We start from the raw sequence: 21,662 nt of genomic DNA, 5'->3' as shown, positions 1-21,662 counted from the left end.
GCACCCGTCGACGCCGGTGACGCCCGGCACCTTCACGGGTGAAACCGCACGCAAAAGGTAGAGTCCGGCGGCGTGCACCTCAAGTCCCTGACCCTGCGTGGCTTCAAATCCTTCGCCTCCGCCACGACGCTGCGTTTCGAACCCGGCATCACCTGCGTCGTGGGTCCGAACGGCTCCGGGAAGTCCAACGTGGTGGACGCGCTCTCCTGGGTCATGGGCGAGCAGGGCGCCAAATCCCTGCGCGGCGGAAAGATGGAGGACGTCATCTTCGCCGGCACCACCGGGCGCCCGCCGCTCGGGCGCGCCGAGGTGTCGCTGACGATCGACAACTCCGACGGCGTGCTGCCCATCGAGTACGCCGAAGTCACCCTCACCCGGATCATGTTCCGCGGTGGCAGCAGTGAGTACCAGATCAACGGTGACACGTGCCGCCTGCTCGACATCCAGGAACTGCTCTCCGATTCCGGCATCGGCCGGGAAATGCACGTCATCGTCGGCCAGGGCCAGCTGGACTCCGTCCTGCACGCCGACCCGATGGGCCGCCGGGCCTTCATCGAGGAGGCTGCCGGCGTACTGAAGCACCGCAAGCGCAAGGAGAAGGCGCTGCGGAAGCTGGACGCGATGCAGGCCAACCTCGCGCGGGTCCAGGACCTGGGCGACGAGCTGCGGCGGCAGCTGAAGCCGCTGGGACGGCAGGCGGCGGTGGCCCGGCGGGCGGCCGTCATCCAGGCCGACCTGCGGGACGCGCGGCTGCGGCTGCTCGCCGACGACCTGACGGCGCTGCGGCGGGCGCTCGACGCCGAGATCGCGGACGAGGCCGCCCTGAAGGAGCGCAAGGAGGCCGCGGAGGCACGCCTCGCGGAGGCCCTGCGCCGTGAGGCGGAGCTGGAGGAGGCCGTGCGGGACCTGGCTCCGCGGCTCACGCGGGCCCGTCAGACCTGGTACGAGCTGTCGCAGCTGGCCGAGCGGGTACGGGGGACCGCGTCCCTGGCGCAGGCACGGGTCACGAGCGCGACGGCGCCGGTGGAGGAGGAGCGCCGCGGCCGCGACCCGGAGGACATGGAGAAGGAAGCCGCGCGCGTCCGCGAGCAGGAGGCCGAGCTGACGGCCGCTCTGGAGGCGGCCTCGCGCGCCCTGGAGGACACCGCCGGGCACCGGGCGGAGCTGGAGCGGGAGCTGGCCGAGGAGGAACGGCGGCTGCGGGACGCGGCCCGGGCCATCGCCGACCGGCGCGAGGGTCTGGCCCGGCTGACCGGCCGGCTCGGCGCGGCCCGTTCCCGGGCGGGGGCGGCGCAGTCCGAGATCGACCGGCTGGTCGCCGCGCGGGACGAGGCCCGGACCCGGGCGGCCCTGGCGCGGGAGGAGTACGAGGCGCTGGCCGAGGAGGTCGGCGGCCTCGACGACCCCGCGGTGGAGGGCGAGTACGAGGCGGCGCGGGCCGGACTGGCCGCCGCGGAGGCCGGACTGGCCGCGGCGCGGGAGGCGGCGACGGCGGCGGAGCGCTCGCGCGCGGCCGTGACGGCGCGCCGGGACGCGCTCGCGCTCGGGCTGCGCCGCAAGGACGGTACGGGCGCGCTGCTGGCGGCGCGGGAGCGGCTGGCGGGGCTGCTGGGGCCGGCGGCCGAGCGGCTGACGGTGGCCCCGGGGTACGAAGTCGCCGTGGCCGCGGCGCTGGGCGCGGCGGCGGACGCGGTGGCGGTGGCCTCGCCGCGGGCGGCCGCCGAGGCCATCCGGCACCTCCGGGACGGGGACGGGGGCCGGGCCACGCTCCTGATCGCCGCGCCGGGGACGACGCTCCCGCAACCGTCCGCCGAGCCGGCCGGGTCCGGGGGCGAGACCGGTGCGGGGGCGGAGGAAGGGGGCGGTGCCGACGCCGGCGGCGGCCTTCCGCACCGGGTGGCGGACGCCGCCGGGGGAGCGTTCCCCCGTCCGGCCCCCTCCCCGGACGCGGATCCCGAGCCGTACGCACCCGGTACCGGCGGCGGCCGGAAGGACTTCGGGACCGCGGAGCCGGCGGGGTTCGCCGCCCGAGGGCCCGCCGCGGGCACCGGCCCGGTCCTGCCGGGACCGCCGGTCCTTCCGGGCCCGGCGCTTTGCCCGCCCGGGGGACCGGTACCCGGCGCCGCCCTCGGTACGCGGCCCCGGCCCGGTACGGCCGGCGGCGCCGCGACCGCGGCTCCCGTCGCCGCCGCCGGGCTGGTCGGCGGGGACGGCGCCGTGCTGCGGGCGGTCGCCTGGGTCCTGCGGGACTGCTTCGTGGTCGGCGGACTCGACGCGGCCGAGGCCCTCGTCGCGGAGCACCCCGACGCGGTGGCCGTGACCGTCGAGGGCGACGTCCTCGGGGCGCACCTCGCGCACGGGGGCTCCGCCGGTGCGCCCAGCCTGATCGAGGTCCAGGCCGCCGTCGACGAGGCGGCCGCGGAACTGGCCGACCTGGACCTGCGGTGCGCGGAACTCGGCGCGGCCCAGGAGGCCGCCCTGATCCGGCACCGGGACGCGGCGGCGCTGGCCGACGAGCTCGCCGAGCGGCGCCGGGCGGGGGAGCGGGCCCGGGCGGGGGTCGCTCAGCAGCTCGGCCGCCTCGCGGGGCAGGCGAAGGGCGCCGAGGGGGAGGCCGAGCGCACCGCCACCGCCGCTGCCAAGGCCCAGGACGCGCTGGAGCAGGCACGGTTCGACGTGGAGGAGTGCGCGGAACGCCTGGCGGCGGCCGAGGAGCTGCCGGTGGAGGACGAGCCGGACGCCTCGCGGCGGGACCGGCTGGCCGCCGACGGCGCGAACGCCCGGCAGACCGAGATGGAGGCCCGCCTCCAGCTCCGTACCCACGAAGAACGGGTCAAGGCGCTGGCGGGGAGGGCCGATTCACTCGACCGGGGGGCCCGCGCGGAACGCGAGGCGCGCGCCCGCGCCGAGCGCCGCCGCGCCCGGCTGCGGTACGAGGCCGAGGTGGCCCGCGCGGTGGCCGACGGCGCCCGGCAGCTGCTCGCGCACGTGGAGGTGTCGCTGGCCCGGGCCGAGGAGGAGCGCGCCGGCGCCGAGCACGCCAAGGGCCTGCGCGAGCGGGAGCTCGCCGGGGCCAGGACCGGCGGCCGCGACCTGAAGGCCGAGCTCGACCAGCTCACCGACTCCGTCCACCGGGGCGAGGTGCTCGGGGCGGAGAAGCGGCTGCGCATCGAACAGGTGGAGGCCAGGGCACTGGAGGAGTTCGGCATGGACGCCGCCGGACTCGTGGCCGAGTACGGGCCCGAGCAGCCCGTGCCCCCGTCGCCGGCCGCGGACGGCGAGGAGCTCCCCGACGATCCGGAACACCCCCGCAACCGGCCGGGTCCCTTCGTACGGGCGGTGCAGGAGAAGCGGCTGAAGGCGGCCGAGCGCGCCTACCAGCAGCTCGGCAAGGTCAATCCCCTCGCGCTGGAGGAGTTCGCGGCGCTGGAGGAGCGCCACCGGTTCCTCAGCGAGCAGCTGGAGGACCTGCGCAAGACGCGAGCCGACCTCCTTCAGGTGGTGAAGGAGGTCGACCAGCGCGTCGAGCAGGTCTTCACCGAGGCGTACCACGACACGGCCCGGCAGTTCGAGGGGGTGTTCTCGCGGCTGTTCCCCGGCGGCGAGGGGCGGCTGGTCCTCACCGACCCCGACAACATGCTCACCACCGGGGTCGACGTCGAGGCCCGTCCGCCCGGCAAGAAGGTCAAGCGGCTCTCACTGCTCTCCGGCGGCGAACGCTCCCTGACGGCCGTGGCGCTGCTGGTCTCCATCTTCAAGGCACGGCCCAGCCCGTTCTACGTGATGGACGAGGTCGAGGCCGCGCTCGACGACACCAACCTGCAGCGGCTGATCCGGATCATGGAGGAGCTCCAGGAGAGCTCGCAGCTGATCGTCATCACCCATCAGAAGCGCACGATGGAGGTCGCCGATGCCCTGTACGGCGTCTCCATGCAGGGAGATGGAGTGTCCAAAGTGATCAGTCAGAGACTCCGTTAGGGACGCGACACCTTCAAGCTTTGAACATCAGGCCCTCGCTGTCGCCGCCACTGTCGCGTTCCTGTCGGTGAAATCGGTTCTTCATGGGCTCTTGACTTCAAGAAGTGAAGTCATAAGCTCTCCTCTGTCGCCCGCAGCTTCAAGTGGTGGCACACCGTTTGGTGTGCGCCACTGTGAGGAACACGATCAGGCGACGACACGAGTACCACCACCCCTCACGCTGCCCGCCGTCGGCGCCGGGCCCAGGAGCGCACCTTGACCAGCACAGCGAACGCATCCGCGGCGGGCGGTGGAAACGCCCAGCCCGAGCACCTCGGGCACGTCATCTTCATCACCGCGGCCGCGGCCATGGGCGGTTTCCTCTTCGGCTACGACAGCTCCGTCATCAACGGCGCCGTCGAGGCCATCCGCGACCGGTTCGACGTGGGCTCCGCGGCCCTCGCCCAGGTGATCGCGGCCGCCCTCATCGGCTGCGCCTTCGGCGCGGCGACCGCCGGCCGCATCGCCGACCGGATCGGCCGCATCCGCTGCATGCAGATCGCCGCCGTCCTCTTCACCGCGAGCGCCATCGGATCCGCGACGCCGTTCGCCCTGTGGGACCTCGCCATGTGGCGCATCATCGGCGGCTTCGGCATCGGCATGGCCTCGGTGATCGGCCCCGCCTACATCGCCGAGGTCTCCCCGCCCGCCTACCGCGGCCGGCTCGCCTCCTTCCAGCAGGCCGCCATCGTCATCGGCATCGCCGTCTCGCAGCTGGTCAACTGGGGCATCCTCAACCTCGCCGACGGCGACCAGCGCGGTGAGATCGGCGGCCTGGAAGCCTGGCAGTGGATGCTCGGCGTCATGGTCGTCCCGGCCGTGCTCTACGGCCTGCTGTCCTTCGCCATCCCGGAGTCCCCGCGCTTCCTCGTCTCGGTCGGCAAGATGGACCAGGCCAAGACGGTCCTGCGCGAGGTCGAGGGCGAGCGCATCGACGCCGACGCCCGGGTCCGGGAGATCGACGCCGCCATCCACTCGGAGCACAAGTCGACGTTCAAGGACCTGCTCGGCGGCCGCATGGGCTTCCTGCCGATCGTCTGGATCGGCATCGGCCTCTCCGTCTTCCAGCAGCTCGTCGGCATCAACGTGATCTTCTACTACAGCTCCTCGCTGTGGCAGTCGGTCGGCGTCGACGCGAGCTCCTCGTTCCTGTACTCCTTCGAGACCTCGGTCGTGAACATCATCGGTACGGTGATCGCGATGCTGTTCGTCGACCGGATCGGCCGCAAGCCGCTGGCCCTCATCGGCTCCGTCGGCATGGCGATCTCCCTCGGCATCGCCGCCTGGGCCTTCTCCTTCCGGTCCGGCGTCGGCGACGACATCACCCTGCCGCACACCCAGGGACTCGTCGCGATCATCGCGGCCAATTTCTTCGTCCTCTTCTTCGCCCTGTCCTGGGGCGTCGTGGTCTGGGTCCTGCTCGGCGAGATGTTCCCGGGCCGCATCCGCGCCGCCGCCCTCGGCGTGGCCGCCGCCGCCCAGTGGATCGCCAACTGGGTCATCACCGTCACGTTCCCGACGCTGTCGGACTGGAACCTGTCCGGCGCGTACGTCATCTACGCGGTCTTCGCCGTGCTCTCGATCCCCTTCATCCTCAAATGGGTGCCGGAGACCAAGGGCAAGGCGTTGGAGGAGATGGGGTGACCACCCCCGCCACCACCCCTTCTCCTCTCGTACGGGTGCTGCCCCGGCTCAGTCCTTGAGCCGGGGCAGCACCCGTTCGCACAGCAGGTGCAGGCTGCGCCAGCCCTCGTCCGGCGGCATCCCGCCGCACAGGGGGTGCAGCACCAGGTTCCCCGCCTCGCCGGCGCCCTTCGCGTACGCGACCGCCTCGTCCGGGGTGAGGACGCGGTAGACGCCCTCCGCGCGCAGTTCGTCCACCGTGCGCGCGCCCGACCGCACGGCGCTGCGGATGTCCTTGGACTGCCAGGACGCGTACATGCCCGCCTCGTGCAGGAAGCGCCCGCCGTGCTCGGCCCAGACCCGGTCCGGGTCCTCCGCGATGTGCAGCAGCGGAGTCTCGGCGGCGGGCATCATGCAGAAGCCCTCCGTCCCGTACTCCGCCAGCTTCGCCCGGTAGTACGCCTCCAGCTCCGGCAGGTGCGCGCTCGGGAAGAACGGCAGCCCCAGCCGGGCCGCGCGCCGCGCCGCCGCCTCGGAGCTGCCGCCGACGAGCAGCAGCGGGTGCGGCTGAGTGAAGGGCCGCGGGGTGACCCGTACGGTCCGGCCGCGGAACTCGAACGGCTCACCCGTCCACGCCTTCAGCAGCGTCTCCAGCAGTTCGTCCTGGAGCCGGCCGCGCCGGCCCCACTCCACGCCGTGCTGCTCGTACTCCTCGGGCCGGTAGCCGATGCCCGCGACGGTCACCAGCCGGCCGCCGCTGAGCAGGTCGAGCACGGCGATGTCCTCGGCCACCTTCAGCGGGTCGTACAGCGGGCCGATGATCGCCGAAACGGTCACCGCGATGCGGCGGGTGGCACCGAAGACCGCGCCCGCGAAGGCGAAGGGGGAGGGCAGCCAGTTGTTGGCGGTGCCGTGGTGCTCTTCGGTCTGGACGGTGTCGACCCCGCGGTCGTCCGCGTACCGGGCCATCTCCAGGGCCGTCCGGTAGCGGGCGGAGAGCGACTCGGGGGTGCCGTTCGGGTCGACGAGATTGAACCGGGCCACGGTGATGGGCATGGAGGAGTCCCCCTTCGCCGGATGCGGGTGGGCGGGCGAAGGGGGACGTTAGCTGACGCAGCGTCAGTTGGACAGGGTCCCGGCGGGCTCGCGGTCCTCGGCCGGAGCCCCGGCCGCGACCGGGGCGGGCGTGCGCGGCAGCACCGCGTACAGCACCGCGGAGGTCACGATGCCGGCCACCCAGCCGAGGCCGTTCTCCCCGATCCAGGTGGCGGACAGCGGCCCGCTGAACCAGTCCACCGACGTGAAGAGCAGGCCCACCACCAGCGCGAGCGCCCACGCGGTCATCGCCTGCCAGGCGAACCCGCCCTTGTACCAGTAGGCGCTGGTCCGCGTGGTGTCCAGCAGTGCGGGGCCGTCGTACGTCTCGCGGCGCAGCATGTCCACGCCGAAGACGCCGATCCAGGCGGAGAACGCCACCGCGAGCAGGGTCAGGAAGGAGATGAACGAGCCGAAGAAGCTGGTCGCGACCACCATCAGCAGAAAGCCGAAGACCAGGCTGATGACGGCGTTCACGCTGACGGCCCAGGCGCGCGGCACCTTGATGCCGAGGGTCTGTGCGGTGAACCCGGCCGAGTACATCGACATCGAATTGATCAGCAGCATGCCGACGACCGCGACGAGCAGGTACGGGACCGCGATCCAGGTCGGCAGCAACTCGCCGATGAAGGAGACCGGGTCCTGCGCGGTGGCCAGGCCGGGCGTGCTCACGGCCATGACCGCGCCCATCAGGACCATCGGCAGGACGACCACGCCGGCGCCGCCGATCGTGGCACCGACCATGCCCTTGGACGAGGCCGTGCGCGGCAGGTAGCGGGTGAAGTCCGGACCGGACGGGACCCAGCTGATGCCGCCGGCCGCGATGGTGCCGATGCCCGCGATCATCATCGCGGTGGAGCCGGCCGGCTTCCCGAAGACGGCGGACCAGTCGGTCGTGGCGACCAGGTAGCCGAGGACCAGCACGCTGAAGGCCCCGAAGAGGTACGTGGACCAGGTGGAGCAGACGCGCAGCGCGTTGATGCCCAGACCGGAGACCGCGAAGGTGCAGCCCACGAAGAACAGCAGGGTGACCACGATCAGGGCGGTGCTGCTCTCGACGCCGAAGAGCAGATCGAGCACGGTCAGCACGGCGTAGGCGCCGCTGACCGCGTTGATGGTCTCCCAGCCCCAGCGCGCCACCCAGATCAGCGCCCCCGGGAACAGGTTGCCGCGCTGTCCGAACACCGCCCTCGACAGGGCCATGCCCGGGGAGCCGCCGCGCTTGCCGGCGATGGAGATCACGCCGACGATCCCGTACGAGACGACCGGGGCGGCCACCGCGACGACGAGCACCTGCCAGATGTTGAGCCCGTTGAAGATCACCAGGCCGGCGCCCATGGTGAGCAGCAGCACGCTGATGTTGGCGGCGACCCACGTCGGTACGAGCTCGCGCACCCGGCCGGTGCGCTCGCCGTCCGGGACGGGCTCCAGCCCACGGGTCTCGATCGCGGTCTCTATCGCACCCTCGGCGGGCTCGGCGGGCATGCGGTACTCCGGTGGGGGAGATGGGCGGGGAGTCGCCCATCATTGTAGATGTGCCGCTAAGACCACAAATAGAGGATTCGGTCCCGGTGCGGCGCTCCCGGGTCCCGGGTCCGGAGCGCCCGTGGCCGATACTGGGGACGTTATGGAAATCCTCATCCTTGCTGTAGTCATCGCCCTGGTCGCGGTCGGCATGATCAGCGGGCTCGTGGTCAGCAGCCGCAAGAAGAAGCAGCTGCCGCCCTCGGCGCCGTCGAGCACGCCGACCATCACTGCCCCGCCCGCCGAACCGCAGGTGGGGGAGGACGCCGCACCGACGGCGGAAGAGCCGCGCCGCACGATCGAGGAGGTCGCCCTCCCCGACACCGCGGCCGCCACCGATACCCCGGTCGCCGTCGAGGACCCCGTCGTCGAGGCGCCGGCCGCACCCGGGATCGAGGTGCCCGAGCCCACCGCCGGACGCCTGATCCGGCTGCGCGCCCGCCTCGCCCGGTCGCAGAACTCGCTGGGCAAGGGGCTGCTCACGCTGCTCTCCCGCGAGCACCTCGACGAGGACACCTGGGAGGAGATCGAGGAGACCCTCCTCATCGCCGACGTGGGTGTCGTACCCACCCAGGAACTGGTCGACCGGCTCCGCGCACGGGTCAGGGTGCTCGGCACCCGCACCCCCGCGGACCTGCGCACCCTGCTGAAGGAGGAGCTGCTGACCCTGGTCGGCACCGACTTCGACCGCGCCGTGAAGACCGAGAGCGGCGTGGACACCCCCGCCGTCGTGATGGTCGTCGGCGTGAACGGCACCGGCAAGACCACCACCACCGGCAAGCTCGCCCGCGTCCTGGTGGCCGACGGCCGCAGCGTGGTGCTCGGCGCCGCCGACACCTTCCGTGCCGCCGCCGCCGACCAGCTCCAGACCTGGGGCGACCGGGTCGGGGCGCGCACCGTGCGCGGCCCCGAAGGCGGAGACCCGGCCTCGATCGCCTTCGACGCGGTCAAGGAGGGCATCGCCGAGGGCGCCGACGTGGTGCTCATCGACACCGCGGGCCGCCTGCACACCAAGACCGGCCTCATGGACGAGCTCGGCAAGGTCAAGCGCGTCGTGGAGAAGCACGGCCCGCTGGACGAGGTCCTGCTGGTCCTGGACGCCACCACCGGGCAGAACGGCCTGACCCAGGCCCGCGTCTTCGCCGAGGTCGTGGACATCACCGGCATCGTGCTGACCAAGCTCGACGGCACCGCCAAGGGCGGCATCGTCGTCGCCGTCCAGCGGGCGCTGGGCGTCCCCGTCAAGCTCGTCGGTCTCGGCGAGGGCCCGGACGACCTGGCCCCCTTCGAGCCGGAGGCGTTCGTGGACGCCCTGATCGGCGACTGAACCCGGTTCGCCCCCGGACGTGGCGGTGGCCCGTGATCCGACCGGATCACGGGCCACCGCCACGTCCGGGGCCCCTGCCCGCCTTCCTAGTCGCGCAGGCGGTGGCAGATGTAGGCGAGGGTGCCGAGCAGCAGCCGGGCCGGCGGCGGGTCGCCGGCGGAGTCGAGCGACGGCGGGCGCAGCCAGCCGACCGGCCCGAGACCGCCCCGGTCGGAGGGCGGGGCCGTCACGAAGGCGCCCTGTCCCAGCGCCCGCAAATCGAGGTCGGCGTCGTCCCAGCCCATCCGGTACAGCAGCTGGGGCAGCCCCGCCGCCGCCCCCGGGGCCACGAAGAACTGCGCCCGGCCGTCCGGGGTCGCGGTGACCGGGCCGAGCGGCAGGCCCATCCGCTCCAGCCGGACCAGCGCCCGCCGACCGGCCTCCTCCGAGACCTCGATGACGTCGAAGGAGCGGCCCGCCGGGAGCAGCACCGCCGCCCCCGGGTAGTCGCCCCACACCTCGGTGACCTCGTCGAGGGTGGCTCCGGCCGGGACCGCGGGGGCTAACGCCAGGGGGTGCGCCCCGGGCGCCGTACACCGTGCGTCGCCGCAGGAGCAGTCGCGTCCGGGTGCGGCGGCGCGGGCCCCGGGGACGGCGTCCCAGCCCCACAGCCCGGTGTACTCCGCCACCGCGGTGCACTCCGCGGTCCGGCCGCGGCGCCGGGCGCCGGAACGGAATTCCCTGGTGCTTCGGCTGCCGCCGATCGTGAAGCCCATGCCCATGCCCCCTCCAACGGGTCGGACGCGCCGGTGGTTACGACGTCGGCCCGACCTGCCGGCGGAGCTCCGCCGCGGGGTGCCCCCGTGGGGCTGCCCGGCGCACTCCTCGCCGCGCGCGCCCCTGGCGCACTCCAGTCCAACCGATCCGTTTCACCTCGGTGTCAAGTGAATCGCGCCTGGCGAGTGGCGAGTTCATTAGAAGGGGTGGCGAATGGTGGCGTTTCCGCGGTCGACCTCGCGCAAGGGGTGATCGTAGGATTACTTTCGGTGCACGAAGCCCGAAAGTGGACCCGTTCGTGGGTATGCCGGAGGCAATGTGTGAAGGACTTGTGAAGGTCCATGGCGGCAGGTGCCGTCCCGGCCAGGGTTTCGTGTGGAAGAGGCGTGAGTGGATGGGGGCGTTCCAGTGAGCGGCAACGGCGCAAGCGGAACGAACGACGAGTCTGCTGCGCGCAACGAACAGCTCAGCTCCTGGTTCGTCCGCAGCGGCTGGTCCAAGGGCGAGCTCGCCCGCCAGGTCAACCGCCGGGCCCGCCAGATGGGCGCCCACCACATCAGCACCGACACCTCCCGCGTGCGCCGCTGGCTCGACGGCGAACAGCCCCGCGAGCCCGTCCCGCGGATCCTCTCCGAACTGTTCTCCGAGCGCTTCGGCTCCGTCGTCGCCATCGAGCAGCTCGGGCTGCGCACCGCCCACCAGACCCCCTCCGTCTCCGGAGTCGACCTGCCGTGGGCCGGCCCGCAGACCGTCGAACTGCTCGGGGAGTTCTCCCGCAGCGACCTGATGCTGGCCCGCCGCGGCTTCCTCGGGCCCTCCCTCGCCCTCTCCGCCGGCCCCGCCCTCATCGAGCCCATGCAGCGCTGGCTCGTCCCCGTGCCGCCCGCCGAGCCCGGCCAGCGCGAGGCGGGCCCGTCCGGCTCCACGGGCGGGCCCCGGGCGCCCCGCCTGTCCGAGCCCGAACTCGACCTGCTCGACGCGACCACCGTGATGTTCCGCCAGTGGGACGCCCAGTGCGGCGGCGGCCTGCGCCGCAAGGCCGTCGTCGGCCAGCTCCACGAGGTCACCGACCTGCTCCAGGAGAACCATCCCGCTCCGGTCATGAAGCGGCTCTTCAAGGTCGCCGCCGAGCTCGCCGAGCTCGCCGGCTGGATGAGCTACGACATCGGCCTGCACCCCACCGCGCAGAAGTACTTCGTCCTCGCGCTGCACGCCGCGAAGGAGGGCGGGGACAAGCCGCTGGGCTCGTACATCCTCTCCGGCATGAGCCGCCAGATGATCCATCTCGGCCGCCCCGACGACGCCCTGGAACTCATCCACCTCGCCCAGTACGGCAGCCGTGACTGCGCCGGCCCGCGCACCCAGGCCATGCTGTATGCGATGGAGGCCCGCGCCTACGCCAACATGGGGCAGCCCAGCCGCTGCAAGCGGGCCGTGCGGATGGCCGAGGACACCTTCTCCGACGTCGGCTTCGCCGACGAGCCCGAGCCCGACTGGATCCGCTTCTTCTCCGAGGCCGAGCTGAACGGCGAGAACTCCCACTCGTACCGCGATCTGGCCTACGTCGCCGGGCGCAGCCCCACGTACGCCTCGCTCGCCGAGCCCGTCATGGCACGGGCCGTCGAGCTGTTCGAGAAGGACGACGTGCACCAGCGCTCCTACGCCCTCAACCTCGTCGGCATGGCCACCGTCCACCTGCTCCAGCGCGAGCCGGAACAGGCCGCCGCCCTCGTCGGCCGGGCCCTCGACGTGGCAGGAAAGGTGCGGTCCGAACGGGTGAACACCCGCCTGCGCAAGACCGTCGACGCCGCCGCCCGTGAATACGGCGACGTCGCCGACATCGTCCGGCTCACCGACCACCTCGCCTCCCGGCTCCCCGAAGCCGCAGAGGCCGTCTGACGGCCCCGCGGCCGTCCCCGAGGCCCCGGCCGCGGCAGCTCACCCCGTGAAGCCCGATCAGGCTCCCCCAGCCAGGACGTCCGGGTACTGCCGCGGCCGGCTGCTCTTCGCCGCCGCACCGCGGCCGCTCCCGCGCGGACGGCGGGCCGCCGCCGCGGTCCCCGATCGGCGGATACGGCGTTCATCGTCCCGTAACAGCCCCGACCTCTTCGTCATCGCGGCGAAACACTGAGCGGCGCCGCCGGAAACCGGCCTGCGTGAATCTCAGGGCAATAACCGGCCAGCTCCCACCAGGCCGGAGCCCTTAACGCCGCTCAGGTTTTCACGATCGCCCGCACGCGAACGTACCGACGACGAGGAGACGCCGATGGCATCAGCCATCACGACCCTCGCGGCAGACGCCCCGACGCTGTCTGCCGCGAACACCGGGTTCATGCTCATCTGCTCCGCCCTGGTCATGCTGATGACCCCGGGACTCGCCTTCTTCTACGGAGGCATGGTCCGCGTCAAGAGCAGCCTCAACATGCTGATGATGAGCTTCATCAGCCTCGGGATCGTCACGATCCTCTGGGTCCTCTACGGCTTCAGCCTCGCCTTCGGCACCGACTCAGGCTCCCTGATCGGCTGGAACTCCGACTACGTGGGCCTCAGCGGCATCGGCGTCACCGAGCTGTGGGACGGCTACACCATCCCGGTCTACGTCTTCGCCGTCTTCCAGCTGATGTTCGCCGTCATCACCCCCGCCCTGATCAGCGGCGCCCTCGCCGACCGCGTCAAGTTCAGCGCGTGGGCCCTGTTCACCGCCCTGTGGGTCACGGTCGTCTACTTCCCCGTCGCCCACTGGGTGTGGGGCGCCGGCGGCTGGCTCTTCGAACTCGGCGTCATCGACTTCGCCGGCGGCACCGCCGTCCACATCAACGCCGGCGCCGCCGCCCTCGGCGTGATCCTGGTCATCGGCAAGCGCGTCGGATTCAAGAAGGACCCGATGCGCCCGCACAGCCTCCCGCTCGTGATGCTCGGCGCCGGCCTCCTGTGGTTCGGCTGGTTCGGCTTCAACGCGGGCTCCTGGCTCGGCAACGACGACGGCGTCGGCGCGGTCATGTTCGTCAACACCCAGGTCGCCACCGCCGCCGCCATGCTCGCCTGGCTCGCCTACGAGAAGCTGCGCCACGGCTCCTTCACCACCCTCGGCGCCGCCTCCGGCGCGGTCGCCGGACTCGTCGCCATCACCCCCTCCGGCGGCGCGGTCAGCCCGCTCGGCGCGATCGCCGTCGGCGCCATCGCCGGTGTGCTGTGCGCCATGGCGGTCGGCCTCAAGTACAAGTTCGGCTACGACGACTCCCTCGACGTGGTCGGCGTCCACCTCGTCGGCGGCGTCGCCGGCTCCCTGCTGGTGGGCCTCTTCGCCACCGGCGGCGTCCAGTCCGACGTGGCCGGCCTCTTCTACGGCGGCGGCCTGGAGCAGCTCGGCAAGCAGGCCATCGGCGTCTTCGCCGTCCTCGCCTACTCTCTCGTGGTGTCCGCGGTCCTCGCCCTCCTCCTCGACAAGACGATCGGGATGCGGGTCACCGAGGACGTCGAGGTCGCCGGCATCGACCAGGTCGAGCACGCCGAGACCGCCTACGACTTCAGCGGAGCCGGTGGCGGCGCCGCCTCGCGGAACACCACCGCCCCCGCCCCCGCCGCGAGCAAGAAGGTTGACGCATGAAGCTGATCACCGCGATCGTCAAGCCGCACAAGCTGGACGAGATCAAGGAAGCCCTCCAGGCCTTCGGAGTGCAGGGGCTCACGGTCACCGAGGCCAGCGGCTACGGCCGCCAGCGCGGCCACACCGAGGTCTACCGCGGCGCCGAGTACCAGGTCGACCTCGTCCCCAAGATCCGCATCGAGGTCCTGGTCGACGACGCGGAGGCCGAGGAGCTGATCCGGGTCATCGTGAGCGCCGCCCAGACCGGCAAGATCGGCGACGGCAAGGTGTGGAGCGTCCCCGTGGACTCGGTCGTACGGGTCCGCACCGGCGAGCGCGGCGCTGACGCGCTCTAGGTGACGGGAGCTCCCGGGTGACGAGCGTCGAAGAGACCACGGACCACACGGCCGACTCGGGACCCAGCGGATACGCCGCGGCCCGGCTGCGACTCCTCCAGGAGGAGTCGCGGTCCGGGCCGTCACGGCGTTCCGCCCTGGCCGGGCTGACCGACGACTGGCTGAACGTCCTGTTCAAGACCGCCGCACGGGAGACGGGCGTCCGGGGCGCCGTCCTGGTGGCCGTCGGCGGGTACGGACGCGGGGAGCTCTCCCCGCGCAGCGACCTCGACCTCCTGCTGCTGCACGACGGCAAGGCCGGCGCGCAGGCGCTGAGCGCGCTCGCCGACCGGATCTGGTACCCCGTGTGGGACCTCGGCCTCGCCCTCGACCACTCGGTACGGACCCCGGCGGAGGCCCGCAAGACCGCCGCCGAGGACCTGAAGGCGCACCTCGGACTGCTCGACGCCCGGCCCGTCGCCGGTGACGCCGGGCTGCTGGCCGGACTGCGGACCTCGGTCCTCGCCGACTGGCGCAACCAGGCCGCCAAGCGGCTCCCGCAGCTGCACGCGCTGTGCCGCGAACGGGCCGAGCGCGCCGGGGAGCTCCGCTTCCTGCTCGAACCCGACCTCAAGGAGGCCCGCGGCGGCCTCCGTGACGTCACCGCGCTGCGGGCGGTCGCCGCCTCCTGGCTGGCCGACGCCCCCCGCGAGGGCCTCGGCGAAGCCCGGCGCCGCCTGCTGGACGCCCGCGACGCCCTGCACCTGGTGACCGGCCGGGCCACCGACCGGCTCTCGCTCCAGGAACAGGATCAGGTCGCGGACCACCTCGGACTGCTGGACGCGGACGCCCTGCTCCGCCAGGTCTACGAGGCCGCGCGTGTGGTCTCGTACGCCGGCGACGTGACCTGGCGCGAAGTCGGGCGGGTCCTGCGCGCCCGCGCGGCCAGACCCCGGCTGCGCGGCCTGCTCGGCCGCGGCCAGGCCGCCACCGAGCGGGCGCCGCTCGCGGAGGGCGTCGTGGAGGCCGACGGCGAGGCCGTACTGGCCCTGGCCGCCCGGCCCGACCGGGACCCGGTGCTGCCGCTGCGGTTCGCCGCGGCGGCCGCGCAGGCGGGCCTGCCCGTCTCCCTGCACTCCGTACGCCGGCTCGCGGCGCAGGCCAAGGCGCTGCCCGTGCCGTGGCCCGCCGAGGCCCGGGAACAGCTGCTGACGCTGCTGGGCGCGGGGGAGCCGATGGTCGGCGTCTGGGAGGCCATGGAGGCGGAGGGGCTGATCACCCGCCTGCTGCCCGACTGGGAGCGGGTCCGCTGCCGCCCGCAGCGCAACCCCGTCCACACCTGGACCGTCGACCGCCACCTGATCGAGACGGCCGTGCGGGCCGCGGCGCTCACCCGTCGGGTCGGCCGCCCCGACCTGCTGCTGACGGCCGCCCTGCTCCACGACATCGGCAAGGGCTGGCCCGGGGACCACTCGGTGGCCGGCGAGACCATCGCGCGCGACGTCGCCGCCCGCGTCGGCTTCGGCGCCGAGGACGTGGCCGTGCTGGGCACGCTCGTACGCCACCACCTTCTGCTGATCGACACCGCGACCCGGCGCGACCTGGACGACCCGGCGACGGTCCGTGCGGTCGCCGAGGCCGTGGGGTCCCCGTCCACGCTGGAGATACTGCACGCCCTCACCGAGGCGGACGCCCTGGCCACCGGGCCCGCCGCGTGGAGCACCTGGCGGGGATCGCTGGTCGCCGACCTCGTGGCCCGGGTCGCCGCCGTACTGCGGGGCGGGACCCCGGCGGTACGGGAGCTGGAGATCCCCACGACCGAGCAGGAGCGCCTCGCGATCGAGGCCCTGCGCACCAGGGAGCCCGTGCTCGCGCTGCACGCCCGCCGCGAGGAGGACGACGCGGTCGGCGTGGAGCTGGTCGTCGCGGTCCCGGACCAGCCGGGGCTCCTCCCCGCGGTGGCCGGGGTGCTGGCCCTGCACCGGCTCACCGTACGGGCGGCCGAACTGCGCTCCCTGGAGCTGCCCGACCAGCTGGGCGAGGTGCTGGTGTTCCGCTGGCGGGTCGCGGCGGAGTACGGCGCGCTGCCCGAGTCGGCCCGGCTGCGCACCGACCTGATCCGGGCCCTGGACGGCTCGCTGGACGTCCCGGCGAAGCTGGCCGACCGCGAGGCGGCGTACCCGCGGCGGCGCGGGGTCGTGCCCCCGCCGCCCCGGGTCACCGTGGTCCCGGACGTGTCCTCCCTGGCCACGGTCCTGGAGGTGCGCGCCCCCGACGCGGTCGGGCTGCTGCACCGCATCGGCCGCGCCCTGGAGGCGGCCGGCGTCCGGGTGCGCAGCGCCCACGTCTCGACGCCGGGCGCCGACGCGGTGGACACCGTGTACGTGGTCGACGGCGACGGCAAGCCCCTGCCGGCCGCGGGAGCGGCGGCCCTGGCCCGTTCGGTGCAGGCCGCGCTGGCCTGAGCGCCGCACACCGCCCCGGCCCGTTCCCCGGGGGTCCGCCCCCGGGGAACGGAAGGGTGCGGCGAGGGGAATGCGGCCCGAAGGGCCGGGCCGGCGGCGCGGCCCGATACCCTGGTGGACGACCACACCGCCCCCGACCCGAGGAATCGCGACCACCGTGTTCGATACGCTCTCCGACCGCTTGGCGAATACCTTCAAGGGCCTGCGCGGCAAAGGCCGGCTGTCCGAGGCTGACATCGACGCGGCGGCCCGGGAAATCCGTATCGCGCTCCTCGAGGCCGACGTCGCCCTGCCCGTCGTCCGCTCCTTCATCGCGAACGTCAAGGAACGCGCGCGCGGTGAAGAGGTCAGCAAGGCGCTGAACCCGGGCCAGCAGGTCCTCAAGATCGTCAATGACGAGCTCGTCACGATCCTCGGCGGCGAGACCCGCCGGCTCCGGTTCGCCAAGACCGCCCCCACCGTGATCATGCTGGCCGGCCTCCAGGGCGCCGGTAAGACCACCCTCGCCGGAAAGCTCGGCCTGTGGCTGAAGGGGCAGGGCCACTCCCCGCTCCTCGTGGCGTGCGACCTCCAGCGCCCCAACGCCGTCAACCAGCTCTCCGTCGTCGCCGAGCGCGCGGGCGTCGCGGTCTACGCGCCCGAGCCGGGCAACGGCGTCGGAGACCCGGTCGCCGTCGCCAAGGACTCCATCGAGTACGCGCGCACGAAGCAGTTCGACATCGTCATCGTCGACACCGCCGGCCGCCTCGGCATCGACGCCGAGCTGATGCGCCAGGCCGCCGACATCCGTGACGCGGTCAGCCCCGACGAGATCCTGTTCGTCGTCGACGCGATGATCGGCCAGGACGCGGTCAACACCGCGGAGGCCTTCCGCGACGGCGTCGGCTTCGACGGCGTCGTGCTCTCCAAGCTCGACGGCGACGCCCGCGGCGGCGCCGCGCTGTCCATCGCGCACGTCACCGGCAAGCAGATCATGTTCGCCTCGAACGGCGAGAAGCTCGACGAGTTCGACGCGTTCCACCCGGACCGCATGGCGGGCCGCATCCTCGACATGGGTGACATGCTCACCCTCATCGAGCAGGCCGAGAAGACCTTCTCGCAGGCCGAGGCCGAGAAGATGGCGGCCAAGCTCGCCAAGGGCCCCAAGGAGTTCACGCTCGACGACTTCCTGGCCCAGATGGAGCAGGTCCGGAAGATGGGCTCCATCTCCAAGCTGCTCGGCATGCTCCCGGGCATGGGTCAGATCAAGGACCAGATCAACAACATCGACGAGCGCGACGTGGACCGCACCGCCGCGATCATCAAGTCGATGACCCCGGCCGAGCGCCAGGACCCGACGATCATCAACGGCTCGCGCCGCGCCCGCATCGCCAAGGGTTCCGGCACCGAGGTCAGCGCCGTCAAGTCGCTCGTCGAGCGCTTCTTCGAGGCCCGCAAGATGATGTCCCGCATGGCGCAGGGCGGCGGCATGCCGGGGATGCCCGGCATCCCCGGGATGGGCGGCGGCCCCGGCCGGCAGAAGAAGCAGATCAAGCAGGCCAAGGGCAAGCGCAAGAGCGGCAACCCGATGAAGCGCAGGGAAGAGGAGGCCGCGGCCGCGGCCCGCCGGGAGCAGGGACCGCAGGCGATCGAGCCCGCGCCCGGCGGCAACCCCTTCGGACTTCCCGCGGGCGTCGGCCAGGACGGCGGGGACTTCGACCTTCCCGACGAGTTCAAGAAGTTCATGAAGTAACGGCCGCGGCGGTCGCCCGACCGCCGCGCGGGAGGGCCCCGTCCGGGAAGGCACCGGACGGGGCCCTCCCGTTTTCGCGGCGGCCCGTTACGCCACCCGGGCGATCACGTACCGGAAGATGTTCGGCAGCCAGACGGCGCCGTCGGTCCGCTCGTACGGGTGAAGGGCCTCCGTCAGTTCCTTCTCCGCCAGCGAGGAGTCGACCGTCCCGCAGGGCGCGGCGCCGACCGCCCGGGCCGCCCGGGCCGCCCTCTCGTCCCCGACGGGGTAGAGCCCCGTCGACAGCAGCCCGCGCACCGCGCTGTCCACGTCCGCGTACCCGAACGGGCAGAACACCCGCCCCGAGCCCTCCGGCCGCAGCCCGGCCCGCTCCACCAGTGCGTCCAGGTCCCGGGGCGCCGGACCGCCGCCCATCACCGACGGCACCGTGCAGCGTTCCGCCGGGCCCCAGTCGGCCAATACCACCGCCCCGCCCCGCCGGACGGCCGGCAGGGCCGCGGCCAGGGCCTCCGGCTCCGGCGAGAAGGCCAGCAGCGCGTCGTACGGGCGGGCCGGCGCCGGCGGGTCCGCCAACACCTCCAGCAGCCGTTCGCGGGCCAGCGCCCGCCGGGCCGGATCCGCCTCCACGCCCGTGGCCGCGGCTCCCCGCCCGGCCGCCAGCAGCAGGGGCAGCCCCGCCCCGCAGTCGAGGTCCAGCAGGCGGTCTCCCGGCCCGACCTCCAGCCGGTCGTAGACCGCCTCGTACAGCGGTACCAGCATCCGTTCCTGGATCTCCGCCCAGTCCCGGGCGACGAGCGTCGCCGTCGGCGTCGATGTCATCGAAAGAGCGCTCCTGATTCCGTGTCGCCCCCATGCCCCCGTTGACAGGGAACTCCCCATTTGCCCCCGCGTCCAGAGGAGGGAGCCACCCGATTCACGCTCGGCGCGCCCCGCGCCGTACCATTCGCGCCATGGCAAAGGCACCCGTTCTCACCCCGCAGGCGGAGGATTTCCCCCGCTGGTACCAGGATCTGATCAACAAGGCCGAGCTGGCCGACAACGGTCCGGTCCGCGGCACCATGGTCATCCGGCCGTACGGCTACGGCCTGTGGGAGCGGATGCAGCAGGAGATGGACGCGCGCATCAAGGACGCGGGCGCCCAGAACGCGTACTTCCCGCTGTTCATCCCGCAGTCGTACCTGACGAGGGAGGCGGAGCACGTCGAGGGCTTCGCCCCCGAGCTCGCGGTCGTCACGCACGGCGGCGGCAAGGAGCTGGAAGAGCCGGTCGTGGTCCGGCCCACCTCCGAGACGATCATCAACGACTACTTCTCGAAGTGGGTCCAGAGCTACCGCGACCTGCCGCTCCTCATCAACCAGTGGGCCAACGTGGTCCGCTGGGAGATGCGTCCGCGCGTGTTCCTCCGTACGAGCGAGTTCCTCTGGCAGGAGGGCCACACCGCCCACGTCACGTACGAGGAGGCCCGTGACTACGCGGCCCGGATCCACCGCGACGTGTACGGCGACTTCATGACGAACGTGCTCGGCATCGACGTCGTGCTCGGCCGCAAGACCGCCAAGGAGCGCTTCGCCGGCGCCATCAACACCCTCACCCTCGAGGGCATGATGGGCGACGGCAAGGCCCTGCAGCTGGGCACGAGCCACGAGCTGGGCACCAACTTCGCCAAGGCCTTCAACACGCAGTACCTGTCGAAGGAAGGCAAGCAGGAGCTCGTCTGGCAGACCTCGTGGGGCGTCTCGACCCGCATGGTCGGCGGTCTGATCATGTCGCACGGCGACGACAACGGCCTGCGGGTCCCGCCGCGCCTCGCGCACGTCCAGGTCGTCGTCATGGCGATCAAGGGCGACGAGGCGGTGACCAAGGTCCGCGAACTGGGCGCCCAGCTGAAGGCCGCCGGCCTGCGGGTGCACGTCGACGACCGCGTCGACACCCCCTTCGGCCGCCGCGCCGTCGACTGGGAGCTCAAGGGCGTACCGGTCCGCATCGAGATCGGCCCCCGCGACCTGGAGGCCGGCACCGCGATGCTGGCCCGCCGCATCCCGGGCGGCAAGACCCCGGTCCGGATCGACGCGCTCGCCGACCTGCTGCCCAAGGTGCTGGAGGAGGACCAGGCGCAGCTGCTGCGCGAGTCCCGCGAGCGCCGCGAGTCCCGTACGTCGGACGTGGCGACCATCGAGGAGGCCGCCGAGGCCGCCATCGCCGGCGGCTGGGCGCGCATCCCGTGGGCGGACCTCGGTCCCGAGGGCGAGGCGAAGCTGGCCGAGCAGGCCGTCTCCGTCCGCTGCCTGATCGCCGCCGACGGATCGGTCCCGGAGACGGACGACGCGCCCGGCACCCTCGCGATCGTCGCGCGCTCGTACTGACCGGCCGACTGCGCCCCGGCGCACGGCTCAGGCCGTGCGCCGGGGCGTAGTCGTCGTTACGTACCGACTCCTCCGGGGATCGGCGCACCCGTCCTCGTCAGGACGCATGAGACTGAACTGACTGGTACGTGCAAAAAATTTGGAATGGCCCGGAATCGGAACACCGGGGCACCCCGGCTCGTTGTTACGACGTGAGCACGACACCCCCTGTTCTCGCCGCAGAGCTGGCGCAGGCGTGGGCCGATATTCAGCGGTACCACCCCGAGCTGCCTGACCTTGCCGCGCCCGAGTCCCTGATCGGAGAGTCGTCGTCCGCCTGTGGCGCCGCCCTCTCCTTCGAGCGACTGCTGCACGAGGCAGTCCACGGCATCGCCGCCGCCCGCGGCGTCCGTGACACCTCGCGCGCCGGTCGGTACCACAACCGCAGATTCCTCGCGATCGCCGAGGAGATGGGGCTGGACCACTCCGACGAGCCGCACGCCAGCAGCGGCTTCTCCCTGGTCACGCTCAACCCCGAGGCCAAGAAGCGCTACCGGCCCACGATGGAGCGCCTCCAGCGGGCCCTGAAGGCCCACACGGCCGCGACCGCCGCCGACACCAAGCGCAGCTTCCGCGGACCGGCCGCCCGGCACGGCTCATCCGGCGGCGGCGTACGCGTCAAGGCCGTCTGCGACTGCGGGCGCAACGTACGGGTCGTCCCCTCCGTGCTGGCCCAGGCGCCGATCGTCTGCGGGGGCTGCATGAAGCCGTTCCGCATCCCCGAGGTCGCGATCGCGGCCGCCTCCTGACCCCGCGCGGCACCCCCGCGGGCGTATGGCACAATGGACAGCTGTACTCGA

14 protein-coding genes are annotated in these 21,662 nt (G+C 72.8%); 10 read left to right on the top strand and 4 right to left on the bottom strand.

All coding sequences use genetic code 11. The features are described 5' to 3' along the window. The first annotated feature begins 72 nt into the window (after positions 1 to 72). Together ACFWW8_RS12550 and ACFWW8_RS12545 are read left to right on the top strand one after the other, a co-directional pair. Complete coding sequence (locus ACFWW8_RS12550; RefSeq protein WP_386527243.1) at positions 73 to 3,978, top strand: AAA family ATPase; 3,906 nt, start codon at positions 73 to 75, stop codon at positions 3,976 to 3,978. A gap of 255 nt (positions 3,979 to 4,233) precedes the next feature. Then, the gene (locus ACFWW8_RS12545) at positions 4,234 to 5,661 is read left to right on the top strand and encodes a sugar porter family MFS transporter (RefSeq protein ID WP_386527241.1); all 1,428 of its coding nucleotides are present in this window, start codon (positions 4,234 to 4,236) and stop codon (positions 5,659 to 5,661) included. A 48-nt stretch (positions 5,662 to 5,709) separates the two neighbouring features. Here the strand turns inward: ACFWW8_RS12545 and ACFWW8_RS12540 are convergent, their stop codons facing one another. Next, positions 5,710 to 6,696: an LLM class flavin-dependent oxidoreductase gene (locus ACFWW8_RS12540; RefSeq protein ID WP_386527238.1), complete on the bottom strand. Its 987-nt coding sequence runs from the start codon at positions 6,694 to 6,696 to the stop codon at positions 5,710 to 5,712. A gap of 63 nt (positions 6,697 to 6,759) precedes the next feature. Continuing rightward, a complete protein-coding gene (locus ACFWW8_RS12535) occupies positions 6,760 to 8,220 on the bottom strand; it encodes a cytosine permease (protein WP_386527235.1) in 1,461 nt (486 codons plus the stop codon). Between the two features lie 142 nt (positions 8,221 to 8,362). On the opposite strand from ACFWW8_RS12535, the gene ftsY reads away from it, so the two are divergent. Beyond that, positions 8,363 to 9,586 carry a signal recognition particle-docking protein FtsY gene (ftsY, locus tag ACFWW8_RS12530; RefSeq protein ID WP_386527233.1) on the top strand — a complete coding sequence of 408 codons (1,224 nt, stop codon included), beginning with the start codon at positions 8,363 to 8,365 and terminating at the stop codon, positions 9,584 to 9,586. A gap of 86 nt (positions 9,587 to 9,672) precedes the next feature. On the opposite strand, the gene ACFWW8_RS12525 is transcribed toward ftsY, so the two are convergent. Beyond that, positions 9,673 to 10,341 (bottom strand): bifunctional DNA primase/polymerase, encoded by a 669-nt coding sequence (locus ACFWW8_RS12525; protein WP_386527572.1) that lies wholly within the window; start codon positions 10,339 to 10,341, stop codon positions 9,673 to 9,675. Between the two features lie 409 nt (positions 10,342 to 10,750). Between ACFWW8_RS12525 and ACFWW8_RS12520 the strand changes: the two genes are divergently transcribed. The 5 genes from ACFWW8_RS12520 (at position 10,751) to ffh (ending at position 18,460) form a co-directional block, all read left to right on the top strand. Further along, positions 10,751 to 12,241, top strand: coding sequence for a hypothetical protein (locus ACFWW8_RS12520; protein ID WP_386527230.1), 1,491 nt, complete (start codon positions 10,751 to 10,753; stop codon positions 12,239 to 12,241). 367 nt (positions 12,242 to 12,608) lie between these two features. Then, entirely contained in the window at positions 12,609 to 13,949 is a 1,341-nt protein-coding gene (locus ACFWW8_RS12515; protein WP_386527228.1) for an ammonium transporter, read from the top strand. After that, entirely contained in the window at positions 13,946 to 14,284 is a 339-nt protein-coding gene (locus ACFWW8_RS12510; RefSeq protein ID WP_267717597.1) for a P-II family nitrogen regulator, read from the top strand. Before ACFWW8_RS12515 ends, ACFWW8_RS12510 begins: the two co-directional genes overlap by 4 nt. Before the next feature lie 17 nt (positions 14,285 to 14,301). Further along, positions 14,302 to 16,728: a [protein-PII] uridylyltransferase gene (locus ACFWW8_RS12505; protein ID WP_386527225.1), complete on the top strand. Its 2,427-nt coding sequence runs from the start codon at positions 14,302 to 14,304 to the stop codon at positions 16,726 to 16,728. Between the two features lie 157 nt (positions 16,729 to 16,885). Further along, the gene (gene ffh / locus ACFWW8_RS12500) at positions 16,886 to 18,460 is read left to right on the top strand and encodes a signal recognition particle protein (RefSeq protein ID WP_386527222.1); all 1,575 of its coding nucleotides are present in this window, start codon (positions 16,886 to 16,888) and stop codon (positions 18,458 to 18,460) included. Between the two features lie 87 nt (positions 18,461 to 18,547). Here ffh and ACFWW8_RS12495 read toward each other — a convergent pair whose 3' ends face one another. Further along, positions 18,548 to 19,279 carry a methyltransferase type 11 gene (locus tag ACFWW8_RS12495; RefSeq protein ID WP_386527221.1) on the bottom strand — a complete coding sequence of 244 codons (732 nt, stop codon included), beginning with the start codon at positions 19,277 to 19,279 and terminating at the stop codon, positions 18,548 to 18,550. 131 nt (positions 19,280 to 19,410) lie between these two features. On the opposite strand from ACFWW8_RS12495, the gene proS reads away from it, so the two are divergent. Both proS and ACFWW8_RS12485 read left to right on the top strand, forming a co-directional pair. Further along, complete coding sequence (gene proS / locus ACFWW8_RS12490; protein ID WP_386527218.1) at positions 19,411 to 20,823, top strand: proline--tRNA ligase; 1,413 nt, start codon at positions 19,411 to 19,413, stop codon at positions 20,821 to 20,823. Positions 20,824 to 21,014: 191 nt separating this feature from the next. Beyond that, entirely contained in the window at positions 21,015 to 21,611 is a 597-nt protein-coding gene (locus ACFWW8_RS12485; RefSeq protein WP_386527215.1) for a hypothetical protein, read from the top strand. Positions 21,612 to 21,662: the final 51 nt, after the last annotated feature.

It is taken from the genome of Streptomyces sp. NPDC058701, assembly GCF_042715295.1.
Classification (GTDB): domain Bacteria; phylum Actinomycetota; class Actinomycetes; order Streptomycetales; family Streptomycetaceae; genus Streptomyces.
This window is presented reverse-complemented; position numbering and strand designations above follow the sequence as displayed.

Excerpts from the sequence above, each read along its gene's own strand:
- ACFWW8_RS12540 (WP_386527238.1), bottom strand. The coding sequence starts at position 6,696 with ATGCCCATCACCGTGGCCCGGTTCAATCTCGTCGACCCGAACGGCACC.
- ACFWW8_RS12535 (WP_386527235.1), bottom strand. The coding sequence starts at position 8,220 with ATGCCCGCCGAGCCCGCCGAGGGTGCGATAGAGACCGCGATCGAGACC.
- ftsY (WP_386527233.1), top strand. The coding sequence starts at position 8,363 with ATGGAAATCCTCATCCTTGCTGTAGTCATCGCCCTGGTCGCGGTCGGC.
- ACFWW8_RS12525 (WP_386527572.1), bottom strand. The coding sequence starts at position 10,341 with ATGGGCTTCACGATCGGCGGCAGCCGAAGCACCAGGGAATTCCGTTCC.
- ACFWW8_RS12515 (WP_386527228.1), top strand. The coding sequence starts at position 12,609 with ATGGCATCAGCCATCACGACCCTCGCGGCAGACGCCCCGACGCTGTCT.
- ACFWW8_RS12510 (WP_267717597.1), top strand. The coding sequence starts at position 13,946 with ATGAAGCTGATCACCGCGATCGTCAAGCCGCACAAGCTGGACGAGATC.
- ACFWW8_RS12495 (WP_386527221.1), bottom strand. The coding sequence starts at position 19,279 with ATGACATCGACGCCGACGGCGACGCTCGTCGCCCGGGACTGGGCGGAG.
- proS (WP_386527218.1), top strand. The coding sequence starts at position 19,411 with ATGGCAAAGGCACCCGTTCTCACCCCGCAGGCGGAGGATTTCCCCCGC.